This window comes from Vibrio sp. J1-1 (genome assembly GCF_021728395.1).
GTDB lineage: Bacteria > Pseudomonadota > Gammaproteobacteria > Enterobacterales > Vibrionaceae > Vibrio.
The window spans coordinates 23,239-36,225 of sequence record NZ_JAKKCM010000013.1; the positions used below are offsets into that span (position 1 = coordinate 23,239).

The window sequence follows — 12,987 nt, forward strand, 5'->3', positions numbered from 1 at the left end:
GACGAATTACTCAGCCACTCCGCCTTGCGTTAATTTGGTTGGATTCAGTAGTTTCTCCAGTGTTGCGCGATCTAAGTCGGTTTCCTCTTCAGCAACATCAATGATCGCCCGTCCTTGTTTATAAGCCTTTTTAGCGATTTCGGCGGCTTTCAGGTAACCGATAACCGGGTTAAGAGCGGTGACCAGAATAGGATTCTTGGCTAACGCTACATCAAGGTTATCTTGCCTAACTTCAAACGTTGCGACTGCTTTGTCTGCCAGTGCTGTTGCACTGTTGGATAATAGTTCGATGCTTTCTAATACATTATGAGCAATGACAGGCAGCATCACGTTGAGCTGAAAGTTGCCAGACTGACCCGCAATAGTAATGGTGGTGTCATTACCCATTACTTGGACGCAGGCCATTGCAACGGCCTCTGGAATCACAGGATTGACTTTCCCCGGCATGATGGAAGAACCCGGTTGAAGTCCTTTTAATTCAATCTCTCCCAACCCAGCCAACGGTCCGGAATTCATCCAGCGAAGATCGTTTGCGATCTTTAAGATCGCAACTGCTGCCGTTTTGAGCTGTCCGGATAGGGCAACGATCGCGTCCTGACTGCTGAGGTTAAAAAAGAAATTTGGACTAGAACAAAACGCTACGTTTGTTGATTGCGAGAGGTTGTCTGCGAAAAGTGGGGCGAAACGTGGATCGGCATTGATCCCAGTGCCTACGGCGGTGCCACCTTGCGCCAGTGCTTTTACGGCTGGTAAGGTGTGTTCAATCGCATGTTTGGCGTGCTCGATTTGGTACTGCCATCCTCCTAGTTCTTGAGCAAGGGTGATCGGCATGGCATCCATAAGGTGAGTACGTCCCGTTTTGACCACATCTTTTAATGTTTTCTGTTTATTACTGAGCGTTTGGCTAAGGTGACTCAGAGCGGGAATCAGTTGCCTTTCGATCGCCAACGCTGCGCTAACCTGAATCGCCGTTGGTACCACATCGTTACTGCTTTGCCCCATATTGACGTGATCATTTGGGCTTACGCTATTACCAAGGGTCTCGGCAGCCAGAGTCGCGATCACCTCATTGGCATTCATATTTGAGCTAGTTCCTGATCCGGTTTGGAAGACATCAATCGGAAATTGCTCCAGATGTTGCCCATCGATGATAGATTGCGCTGCATTCGCTATCGCATCGGCGATCTTACCGTCTAATAAGCCTAATTGAGCGTTAGTCAGTGCAGCAGTTTGTTTGATATGTGCCAAAGCAAGGATGAAGCCTTTTGGCATGGTATGTCTGCTGATTGAAAAATTGTCTACGGCACGTTGTGTTTGAGCCTGATAGAGAGCATCAGAAGGGACTTTCACCTCACCCATGCTGTCGGTTTCAATACGAAAGTCTCTGGTCATGACTTGCTCCTTTATTCTCAATCCTAAGTCTCTTATCAACCATAGGTGATTTACGAGGATTTTGATGACAAAAAAGCCGATGCATGAATTCACGCATCGGCTTGGAGCAAGTGAGCTATATCCCTACAATTAAGCCCAGCTTTCTATTTTGTTCTTTATTTCAGTTATTCGGTAAACAGTGTCTCGTATTTCACGAAAGCCGTTTGAGTCTCGCCGTAGTAGAGTGTTCCTTCTGATTGAATCACCACTCTTAACCAACTTTCTGCTGATTTTGGTTTAGGCAGGGTGATATACCAGTTTTTACCTGCTTGATCGGCGGGCTTCATGTCCACTGGTTGAGCATTTTTTTCCTGATTTTCTACGACAGAAATTTTTATGCCTTCCAGTGGATAAGCGGCATTCAGAGACAGTTCTAAACGGTCTTTCGTTAGCTTCTCTGAGCGAAACTTCACTTTAAAATCGCCATTTTCCATATCACACAGACCACTGGTATAGCGGCAATTGGATTTACTGGCCAATTTATAACTTTCACCTTCTTTCGCGGCATGTGGCTTTTCACTTAATGCCATATCGGTACCGAAGTAGGCAATTAACGATAGGACCGGAGCGATCAACAGGGCGATAATTAAGTGCTTGTTTTTGAACATCTTGGCTTCCTTGCAACAACAGACTTCGAAATAGTAACTGAAAACTTAGAATAAAAAAGCCCCGGACAGGTATTTCCAGACGGGGCTTGAAGGTTGTAATTATAATTAGTGATCGACAGCTTCGCCTGCACCAACTGGTACACGTACGTGTTCAACCAGATCTTTTACTTCCTGTGGTGTTTCAGCAGTTACTCTCGATACTGCAAATGCCACGATGAAGTTAAATAGTGCACCGATTGCGCCGAACGCATTTGGTTCAATGCCTAGGAACCAGTTACTACCCCAGCTTTCTAGGTATGTCCAATCAGCAACAAACAGAACGCCTTTGTGTTGGAATACGTAGAAGAGTGTAATACCGATACCCGCGATCATACCTGCGATAGCACCTTCCTTATTGATGGACTTGCTGAAGATGCCCATCATCAACGCAGGGAAGATAGAGGATGCTGCGAGACCAAAGGCCAGTGCTACTGTACCTGCGGCGAAGCCCGGTGGGTGAAGCCCCAAGTAACCTGCTGCTGCGATAGCCACCGCCATAGAGATTCGGCTGGCGAGTAACTCTTTCTTCTCGGATATATTCGGATTGATAATGCCTTTTATTAAGTCATGGGATATTGCGGACGAGATAGCCAACAACAGACCTGCAGCGGTTGATAGTGCAGCCGCTAAGCCACCAGCAGCAACCAATGCGATTACCCAGTTTGGTAGTTTAGCAATCTCTGGGTTTGCCAGTACCATGATATCGTTATCTACACGTAGTTCGTTAGTTGTCGCATCCGATGTGTAGTTGATGTTGCCGTCACCGTTCTTATCGTCAAAGCCAAGTAAACCAGTAGTTTCCCAGTTTTTGAACCAAGCTGGACGCTCGTCATAAGCAAGGTGCTCACCAGGTGCTGGGTTTACCGTATTCATAAGGTTCAGACGTGCCATTGCTGATACTGCTGGAGCTGTAGTGTAAAGAATAGCAATGAAAATTAGTGCCCAACCTGCAGATGTACGTGCGTCACGAACCTTAGGTACCGTAAAGAAACGGATGATTACGTGTGGCAGACCCGCTGTACCGATCATCAGTGACATGGTGTAAACGAACATGTTTAGTGTGTCGCCACGGACTTGCGTGGTGTATTCACTAAACCCGAGTTCGGTCACCACCTGATCGAGCCGATCCAGTAGATAGACATCTGTGCCTGCCATGGTGCTACCAAGTCCAATTTGTGGAATTGGGTTACCAGTTAGTTGCAGAGAGATAAAGATTGCAGGGATAGTGTAAGCAAGAATGAGTACGCAATACTGAGCAATCTGCGTGTAAGTGATGCCTTTCATGCCGCCAAGTACAGCGTACATGAATACGATACACATACCAATCAGTAGGCCTGTTGAGTAATCTACTTCTAGGAAACGACCGAATGCAACGCCAACGCCTTTCATCTGACCGATAACGTACGTTACCGATGCAATGATCAGACAAATAACCGCTACGACACGTGCAGTGTTTGAGTAGAAGCGCTCACCAACAAACTCAGGCACGGTAAATTTACCGAACTTACGTAGGTAAGGAGCCAATAGCAGTGCAAGCAGCACGTAACCGCCAGTCCAGCCCATGAGAAATACAGAACCACCGTATCCCATGAAGGCAATCAGACCTGCCATCGAAATAAACGACGCCGCTGACATCCAGTCTGCTGCTGTCGCCATACCGTTCGCGATTGGGTTTACACCGCCACCCGCAACATAGAACTCTTTGGTCGAACCAGCGCGCGCCCAAATCGCAATACCAATGTACAGAATGAAGGTTGCACCAACAACCAGGTAGGTAATAGTTTTCAAATCCATCTGAGTGACTCCTTACTCATCTACGCCGAATTCACGGTCGATTTTGCGCATCTTCCATGCGTAGTAGAAAATAATACCCAGGAAGGCGTAGATGGAGCCTTGTTGAGCAAACCAGAAACCAAGTTTGTATCCACCTAGTTGAAATTGATTTAGTACATCGACAAATAAAATGCCGCAGCCGAAAGACACAACGAACCAGATGACCATTAGGCCAATCATGAGTTTCACGTTTTTGTCCCAATAGGCTTTGGCTCTTTCTTCACTTTCAAACGCCATTGCCGTCTCCTTACGATTGGTATTGTTGTTAAAAAAATGTTTCACCATGTACATTAGCAAGGTGTTGGCAAGAACTCTTTTCAACTTTAGTCGGGGCGTAAAAAACAAAAAACGCCCGTAGAATGGGCGCTTAAAGCGATTGTAAGAGAATTTAACCATGTTAATCAGGTGTTAAATTAGCCTAAGGTCTAATGCGAAATGACACTATTCACAATTTATTTTTTCTGGCGTTATCTTTTCTTCATTGATTTCGTGAAATCTATGGTGATGACCACAAGTTATTTGTTTACATAAAGCTTTCGTTTTAACTAGAGCGTTGGGACACAATATAGCGGTAGACTAATGGTGTGACTTACGTTGGTCATAAACTTTATATTTGGGAGGGGGAATGGACGCAAACGCCATTAACAGTTTTTTTCTTGTCGGTGCATTGCTGATTGCACTTAGCGTTCTTCTTAGCCCGGTCTCTTCTAAGCTGGGTATTCCCATCCTCCTTGTATTTCTTGCCGTTGGTATGTTGGCGGGGGAAGACGGCTTAGGCGGTATACTGTTTGATAACTTCTCGATTGCTTACTTAGTTAGTAACTTAGCCTTAGCCATCATACTGCTAGATGGTGGTATGAGAACAAGAGTTGCGAGTTTCCGGGTGGCTTTATGGCCATCGGTCTCACTGGCCACGTTGGGTGTGGCAATGACGACGCTCCTAACCGGATTGATGGCTACCTGGTTATTTGATCTGGATTTACTGCAAGGCATCCTTGTTGGAGCCATTGTGGGGTCTACGGATGCTGCTGCGGTATTTTCTTTGCTTAAAGGGCGCAGTCTAAATGAACGTGTGGGATCGACGCTGGAAATCGAATCCGGTACCAACGATCCAATGGCCGTCTTTCTGACCGTTACCTTAATTGCCATTTTATCGAGCTCTGAGGCGGAGTTAAGTGTTGGCTTTTTAGCACTGAGTTTTGTTAAGCAGTTTGGTATTGGGGCTTTGCTTGGTTTCGCTGGTGGTTGGGTACTGTGGAAGATCATTAACCGTAATCAACTACCTGATGGCCTGTACTCAATTTTGACTGTCAGTGGTGGCCTGCTGATTTTTGCCTTATCGAATACCTTCGGTGGTAGCGGCATTCTGTCCATTTACTTGGTGGGTCTGCTGCTTGGTAATCGCCCAACGCGCAGCCGCCACTCTATTCTGCATGTTTTAGATGGTATGACTTGGTTAGCGCAAATTGGCATGTTCATCGTACTTGGTTTACTGGTGACGCCATCCGATTTACTATCCATTGCCTTACCAGGCTTAGCGCTTGCCTTCGGTATGATTTTGTTTGCGCGGCCAATTTCAGTGTGGATTGGCTTATTGCCATTCAAAAGTTTTACGCCACGCGAAAAGTGGTTTGTCTCTTGGGTTGGTTTACGTGGTGCCGTGCCTATCATTTTGGCGGTATTCCCGATGATGGCAGGTCTTCCTGATGCACAACTCTACTTTAATCTCGCGTTCTTCGTTGTGATGGTCTCGCTAATTGTTCAGGGCGGTACGCTGACCAAAGCGATGACGCTAGCCAAAGTAGAGTTACCCTCAAAACCAGAGCCGATTTCGCGAATTGGTGTCGAGGTCTACCCAACAAGTGAGTGGGAGTTGTTTGTTTACAAGCTCAAGGCAGACAAATGGTGTATCGGCGAACCTCTACGGAGTTTATCTATGCCTGAAGGGACGCGTATCGCGGCTGTCTTCCGACATCAGGAGCTGATGCACCCATCAGGCAGCACCCGGCTCGAAGAAGACGACACCTTGTGTGTGTTTGCTCAAGAGAAGGACTTGGATGCTCTGAGCCTGCTGTTCAGTGAAGCTCCAGAAAAAGCCTCAATGACCCGTTTCTTTGGTGATTTCTTTTTGGATATTGAAGCCAGACTGTCTGATGTAGCCATGATGTATGGTTTGGACCTTGGTGATGAATCACTGGATATCACATTGAAAATGTTGGTGGAAGAACACTTGGGAGCTGCCCCGGTACTGGGTGACCAATTTGAATGGCAAGGGCTACATTGGATTATTGCTGATGTGGTCGATCAGCAAGTCACCAAAGTAGGTTTACGCTTGCCTAGTGAGCAAGATGAAATGACGGAAGAAGAGTAGCTTAGTGGTTCATCTCCGTTAACATGATCACTGCTTGAGTGCGATTCTTCACGCCCAACTTGCGAAAAATCGCCGTCATGTGCGCTTTGATGGTGGCTTCTGATACATTCAGCTCATAAGCGATTTGTTTGTTCAGTAAGCCATCTGACAACATCCCCAACACTTTGTATTGCTGTGGTGTCAGCGTCGCAATTTTCTCCGCTAAGTCGCTACATGCGGCATTATTGGTGATCAGGCCTTCAGGGAAGTATGGGTCGCCGTTGAGCACCTGGTTAATGGCATTAACGAGCTCACGCATATCACTTGATTTAGGAATGAAGCCGAAAGCGCCGTGACTTTTTACCTGAGTCACGATAGCTGGCTCTTCACTGGCTGAAACAACGACAACGGGTAAGTCAGGGTACTCGGCACGCAGATGAATCAGTCCTGACATACCATTTGCACCAGGCATCTTGAGATCCAACAGCACTAAGTCTGGCTCTTCTTCCCTTTCCAATAACGCAAGCAAGGCATCGAGCGAGTCAGCTTCGAGAAGATTGGCACCACTCACCGCCATATGAACCGATTGGAACAAAGCATTACGGAAGAGAGGGTGATCATCGGCAATGATGATGGTGTAGGTCGAATCCATGACGTTAAACACTTTTGACTATTTGGTTAAATTTATTATTGTCCAGCTTTGAGAGTGTGGACAATATTTATTCGCTAAAAGTCTGAACCAAATCGACTTTTATTAGAGAAAATGCATATAAGCATCATTTTATTTGTTTATTTTGTGCGATAAAAACGCCAGTAGAAAATTACTGGCGTTTGAATTCTTCTGATCAGAACTGATTGATGTGTTCTAAGAAAGGCTCTGCCTGTATAAAACCGGTTAAACGAGCGTTAGAAACGTGCTCTCCTTTATCGTTCCAAAACTCGATCGTTGGCAAGCCAAGGACGTTCATATGCTTGAGTAATTCAATATCTTGAACCTGATTTTTGGTCACATCGGCTTGCAGCAGAACAAAATCGCGCAATTTTTCTTCGACTTTTGGCGCATGGAAGGTGTACTTCTCAAACTCTTTGCATGCCACACACCAGTCCGCATAAAAGTCGAGCATAACGGGTTTGCCTGCCTCTTTTGCTAGTGCAAGTTGTTCTTCTAGCTCTGCTACATTCGCAATCCGAGTGAAACTGATGCTGGCTTGCTGAGCATGGGTTTCGTTGTGGCCAAACCAGTAGTTCAGCGCAGGTTGTGCGGAAGCAAGTAATCCAAGCACAGCAATAATACCAACAGCACTCTGTTTCCAGCCGCCAAACTCCAGATTATTTTTTACATGATATAGCCAGCCAAAAGCTGTCACACCAAGTGCAGACCAAAGTAACGTCGACCATATTTCAGGTAATAGACGTTCAAGCAGGAAGATAGGTGCGGCGAGCAGAATGAACCCGAACAGCGTTTTAACGCGACCCATCCAGTTACCCGCCTTAGGCAGGAGTTTATTGCCGAAAACCGCCACTAGAATCAGCGGGATCCCCATCCCCATAGCGAGTGCGTATAGAGCAACACCACCTGTTAGCAGGTCGCCGCTTTGCGCGACGTAAAGCAGGGCTCCGGAGAGTGGAGCGGTGGTGCACGGTGAGCATACCAAACCGGAAATGGCACCCATTACAAACACGCCAGCACCGCTGCCTCCTTGCTGTTTGTTACTTAGGTTATTTAGCCAAGTTTGAACACTGCTTGGCAGTTGCAGCGAATACAAGCCAAACATCGACATCGCTAACGCGATGAATAAGGCACTCAGACCAATGAGTACATAAGGGTGTTGCATTGCCGCTTGGAATTGCATACCAGCTGACGCAACGACTAGGCCGAGTAGGGTATACGTTAGCGCCATACCTTGTACGTAAATAAACGAAAGGCCAAGCGCACGTCGTTGGCTTAGCTTCCCACTACCAAGCACAATGCTGGTTAGGATAGGGTACATAGGCAATACGCAGGGAGTAAAAGCAAGGCCAGCACCTAAGGCTAAGAACAGCAGTGGCGTCCACCAACTGTCAGCAAGGGTTGCAGCTAGGCTGTCTTGCTGTGTGGCTGGAGCTGTTGGCGCTGTGCTTATTACTTTGGGCGCAGATTGTGCGGTTTGTTTTTTGGTCGGCTCTTGAGGTGCTGTGGTTACTGCGTCATCTGTTGGTGACGCAAATACGTTGATTGGAATAACACGCGTTTCGGGTGGGTAACAGAACCCAGCTTTCGCACAGCCCTGATATTGAACGATGACACGAGCGCCTTCTTGCCAATCTGAAAGCGGTACATTGACAAATAGCGGCATGGTGTAGATATGGACGTCACCAAAGAACTCATCGTTGTATGGTGTGCCTTGCTCCATGTCTAATTCGCCGAGAGTGACGTTCTCTCCGGATACTGACAGACGTTCTTGATACAGGTAGTAACCATCACGTACCTGCCAGTCGAGCATCAACTTGTTGTCTTGCTGATAGAAGTTAAACGGAAAAGCCTGATCGACTGGTACAAAGGTATCACCATTGCTACCGAAGTTGTTGTTCTGATTATTGCTAAACGGGTCTTTGTCAAACAGAGCAACAGACGGTGCAGAAAAGGTCATCAACCCTAAGAGTAATACGGAAAGTAATGCACGCATAAAATGTTCAATTCGTCTTAGATAATTGTCGTAAGTGTAACTCAATCAGACCTGCTGACTAACCCATAAGTTTCATCAGAGTGAAGATTTGTTAATCAGAGCTTGGAGGAATGTAAAAGAAAAAAGGGAGCCGAAGCTCCCCAAGTAAGACTCTGTTTCTGCTAGATCAGCAGGCCGCCGAAGACGAAGCCTAGTGTTACCGCTGAAGCGATGGTTGCGACCCCCGGTAGGAAGAACGGGTGGTTGAACACGTACTTACCAATACGTGTAGAGCCTGTGTCGTCCATCTCAACCGCGGCAAGTAACGTTGGATAAGTTGGTAGTACGAACAGTGCACTTACTGCCGCGAAAGATGCAACAGCAGTCAGTGGTGCCACACCGATAGCCAATGCTGCAGGCATCAGCGCAACAGTCGTTGCACCTTGAGAGTAAAGCAGCATAGAGGCAAAGAAGAGTACCAGTGCAAGCATCCATGGGTAGTCTGCCAGTAGTGCACCTGCCACTTCCTTAATACCATCAACGTGTGAGTTCACGAATGTAGAGCCTAACCATGCAACACCAAGTACACACACACATGCTGTCATACCAGAACGGAATGTTGCCGCCGCTGGGATTTTGCTCGCGTCGATCTTACAGCTCATTACGATGACTGCTGCTGACGCTAGCATGACTGTCATGATCGCTTCGTTACGGCCTAGAGCCGGGTTCTCGATGAGACCTACAGAACCAGAGATTGCCGCTGCGTAGCAAACGACGAATGCGATAGCGCCAAGGAAGATAAACGTTGCTTTCTTCGCTGTAGGTAGAATTTCACGTTTTGCTTCAGTGTTCAGTTTGATGAGGCCATTTTCCAGACGATGTTGATATTCTGGATCATCTTTTAGCTCACTACCCATGAAGTTCGCAATGAACGCACCGATCATACAAGCGATGAATGTGGTTGGGATGCACACAGCGAGTAGAGTGAGGTAATCGACGCCAAATGGAGCAAGCATGGCCGCGAAAGCGACCACAGCCGCAGAGATTGGAGACGCTGTGATGGCGATTTGCGATGCGACAACGGCGATAGACAGAGGACGAGAAGGACGAACGCCCTGACCTTTAGCCACTTCTGCTATGACAGGCAGAGTAGAGAAAGCGGTGTGACCCGTTCCCGCCATTAGTGTCATTAGGAATGTAACGATTGGCGCATAGAAGGTGATGCGTTCAGGGTGTTTACGCAAAAAGTTTTCTGCAACTTGCACCATCCAGTCCAGACCACCTGCGACTTGCATTGCTGCAATAGCGGTAATCACTGACATGATGATCAAAATTACATCAACAGGGATGTAAGCCTGGCTAGTTGGAACGCCTAGGATTAACGACAATGCAATGACACCCGCACCACCGGCAAAACCGATACCGATGCCGCCGATTCTCGCTCCCAAATAGATAAAGAGCAGAACCACGAAGAGTTCGACCATGACCATTATAGATACCTCTTTAGTTTGTATAGATTCTGATTTTTTGAACACTCAGGGACAGGAGTAAATGTTCAGAGAATCAGAACCGAAGAGCTACGGCATTAAAAGTCTTATAAAAAGTGCGGTTAACCGTATGGAGCCCTAAAAAGGGGCCTTATAGGCCCCTATGGAAGATGACTTACTCGTAGCGTTTCGCTTTGTAAGTTGGATGCATGAAGTTTTCAACGGATAAGATTTCGTCAAGTTCTTCTTCTGTTAACAGACCGCGCTCTAGCACGACTTCACGAACACTCTTACCTGTTTCGGCACAAACCTTACCGACGATGTCGCCTTCATGGTGACCGATGTATGGGTTCAGGTAGGTTACGATACCGATGGAGTTGTAAACGTAGTTTTCACAGACTTCTTTGTTTACTGTGATGCCATCGATACATTTGTCACGCAGATTGATGCAGGCATTTTGTAGCAGTGAGATGGACTCAAACATGCTTTGCGCGATCACTGGTTCCATTACGTTTAGCTGCAGCTGGCCGCCTTCAGCAGCGAAAGATACCGTGTTGTCGTTACCCAGTACTTTAAAGCACACTTGGTTGACAACTTCAGGGATAACAGGGTTCACTTTCGCAGGCATGATAGATGAGCCGGCTTGCATCTCAGGAAGGTTAAGTTCATTCAGACCAGCACGTGGGCCTGAAGAAAGCAGACGCAGGTCGTTACAAATCTTAGACAGTTTCACTGCCAAGCGTTTTAGTGCACTGTGCGTCATCACGTAAGCACCACAGTCTGAAGTTGCTTCGATAAGGTCTTCCGCAGGAACCACGTCCAGACCTGTCACTTCAGCCAGGTGTTTTACCGACAGAGCTTGGTAACCAGTTGGCGTGTTCAGGCCCGTACCGATTGCGGTCGCGCCCAAGTTAATTTCTAGCAGTAGTTTTGACGTGTAGTCCAAAGCACGAATTTCTTCGTTTAATGTTACCGCCCAAGCGTGGAACTCTTGACCAACCGTCATTGGCACTGCGTCTTGTAACTGAGTACGACCCATTTTAAGCACATCTTTGAACTCAATCGCTTTAAGTTCGAATGCGCCTTTCAGGTACTCAATGGCTTCCATCAGCTTGTGTACGCTGTTGTAAACCGCAATACGGAATCCGGTAGGGTAAGCACAGTTGGTAGACTGACTTTTGTTAACGTGATCATTCGGGTTGACGAATTGGTATTGGCCTTTCTCTTTGCCCATGATTTCAAGAGCAACGTTCGCGATCACTTCGTTGGTGTTCATGTTGACAGAAGTGCCCGCACCACCCTGGAATACGTCTGAAGGGAATTGATCCATACACTTGCCTGTTTCCAGGATCAAATCACATGCTTCGATGATGTAGTTAGCTACATCTTTTGGAATCGCACCAAGTTCTTTGTTTGCCAGCGCGGCGGCTTTCTTAGTCATCACCATACCACGTACGAATTCTGGTACGTCAGAGATGGTTACGTTAGAAATGTTGAAGTTTTCGATGGCACGTAGGGTGTGAATACCGTAGTACGCATCTGCAGGGACATGACGTTGACCTAATAGATCTTCTTCAATGCGGGTGGCTGAGTTAACTGTTTTTTGAGCATCAGATAGAGTAGCCATAACAGGATCCTTAGATAATAATTCTAATAATATGGTTGAGTATTAGCCTATTCTGCAATCTAGAATCCATTCATCAGAATTTTGGGCTGGAAAATCCGTCCTGACTTATGTCGCACATAATACTGCACTTAGCGCATAAAAATAGTAACTAGATCACCTTTTGGGTTTTTAATGCGTCAATAGTTTTCATAGCATGAACAGGTTATAGTCTTACGTTTGAGGCTCGTGTTTTTACTATTCATATTTGCTGATTGTGGCTAGCTACATTGTGCCAACAGAAAGGCTTCATTGAACTCATCTGCAAGGACTGAACACGCTTTTTTACAACGATTTGTTTGAGCTTGGTTAGCTTTTACCATTACACTGAATTAAACAAAGGAGGGCGTGTGTTTCCTATCTTATTATTGGCGTTTATTTTTGTTCCGATCATCGAAATCGGCTTGTTTATTCAGGTGGGCGGGTTTTTAGGCCTATGGCCGACCATTGCGTTGGTGATCATCACCGCGTTTGTTGGTGCGTCTTTGGTGCGAAGCCAAGGGATTCAAACTCTGATGTCGGTGCAGGGGCGTCTTGAGCAAGGTGAAATTCCTGCTCAGCAGATTTTCGAAGGCGTCATGTTAGCGGTAGCTGGCGTGCTGCTTTTAACTCCGGGTTTCATGACGGATGCACTGGGTATGTTGGTATTGTTGCCTGCGCCTAGAGCTGCGATTGCCAAATACCTGATGAGCAAAATGGTTGTAAAAACGGTTCACGGTGGTTTCCACGGTGGTTTCTCTGGACAGCAGGGGCCGTTTGACGACGATCCATCCCGTCGAGGTCCATTCGATTCTCGCTCGGATCATGGGAATACCTTCGAAGGTGAATACGAGCGCAAAGACGACGATGATGATCGTAATGACCGAAATAAGCTCAACTGATCAATAATCAGTTCCAGCAGAAAACAAAAGGGCGCATCTAGCGCCCTTTT

Annotated in this window: 10 protein-coding genes; 2 read left to right on the top strand and 8 right to left on the bottom strand. The window is 46.7% G+C overall.

What is annotated here, in order from left to right:
* Positions 1 to 6 precede the first annotated feature (6 nt).
* The 4 genes from L3V31_RS18030 to L3V31_RS18045 form a co-directional block, all read right to left on the bottom strand.
* A complete protein-coding gene (locus L3V31_RS18030; protein ID WP_237318027.1) occupies positions 7 to 1,392 on the bottom strand; it encodes a class II fumarate hydratase in 1,386 nt (461 codons plus the stop codon).
* A gap of 164 nt (positions 1,393 to 1,556) precedes the next feature.
* Complete coding sequence (locus L3V31_RS18035) at positions 1,557 to 2,039, bottom strand: hypothetical protein (RefSeq protein ID WP_237318028.1); 483 nt, start codon at positions 2,037 to 2,039, stop codon at positions 1,557 to 1,559.
* A 105-nt stretch (positions 2,040 to 2,144) separates the two neighbouring features.
* Entirely contained in the window at positions 2,145 to 3,872 is a 1,728-nt protein-coding gene (locus tag L3V31_RS18040) for a sodium:solute symporter family protein (RefSeq protein WP_237318030.1), read from the bottom strand.
* Positions 3,873 to 3,884: 12 nt separating this feature from the next.
* A complete protein-coding gene (locus tag L3V31_RS18045) occupies positions 3,885 to 4,148 on the bottom strand; it encodes a DUF4212 domain-containing protein (protein WP_014233250.1) in 264 nt (87 codons plus the stop codon).
* Between the two features lie 388 nt (positions 4,149 to 4,536).
* Between L3V31_RS18045 and L3V31_RS18050 the strand changes: the two genes are divergently transcribed.
* Positions 4,537 to 6,282 carry a potassium/proton antiporter gene (locus tag L3V31_RS18050; RefSeq protein ID WP_237318032.1) on the top strand — a complete coding sequence of 582 codons (1,746 nt, stop codon included), beginning with the start codon at positions 4,537 to 4,539 and terminating at the stop codon, positions 6,280 to 6,282.
* A gap of 1 nt (position 6,283) precedes the next feature.
* Here L3V31_RS18050 and L3V31_RS18055 read toward each other — a convergent pair whose 3' ends face one another.
* The 4 genes from L3V31_RS18055 to aspA all read right to left on the bottom strand — a co-directional run bounded on the left by L3V31_RS18055 (position 6,284) and on the right by aspA (position 12,020).
* Positions 6,284 to 6,913 (bottom strand): response regulator transcription factor, encoded by a 630-nt coding sequence (locus L3V31_RS18055; protein ID WP_237318034.1) that lies wholly within the window; start codon positions 6,911 to 6,913, stop codon positions 6,284 to 6,286.
* A 193-nt stretch (positions 6,914 to 7,106) separates the two neighbouring features.
* Positions 7,107 to 8,927: a protein-disulfide reductase DsbD gene (locus L3V31_RS18060; protein ID WP_237318036.1), complete on the bottom strand. Its 1,821-nt coding sequence runs from the start codon at positions 8,925 to 8,927 to the stop codon at positions 7,107 to 7,109.
* 161 nt (positions 8,928 to 9,088) lie between these two features.
* Entirely contained in the window at positions 9,089 to 10,396 is a 1,308-nt protein-coding gene (locus L3V31_RS18065) for an anaerobic C4-dicarboxylate transporter (protein WP_237318038.1), read from the bottom strand.
* A gap of 172 nt (positions 10,397 to 10,568) precedes the next feature.
* Positions 10,569 to 12,020 carry an aspartate ammonia-lyase gene (gene aspA, locus L3V31_RS18070; protein ID WP_237318040.1) on the bottom strand — a complete coding sequence of 484 codons (1,452 nt, stop codon included), beginning with the start codon at positions 12,018 to 12,020 and terminating at the stop codon, positions 10,569 to 10,571.
* Positions 12,021 to 12,406: 386 nt separating this feature from the next.
* Here aspA and L3V31_RS18075 point away from each other — a divergent pair, with 386 nt between their 5' ends.
* The gene (locus L3V31_RS18075; protein WP_237318042.1) at positions 12,407 to 12,937 is read left to right on the top strand and encodes an FxsA family protein; all 531 of its coding nucleotides are present in this window, start codon (positions 12,407 to 12,409) and stop codon (positions 12,935 to 12,937) included.
* The last annotated feature ends 50 nt before the right edge of the window (positions 12,938 to 12,987 follow it).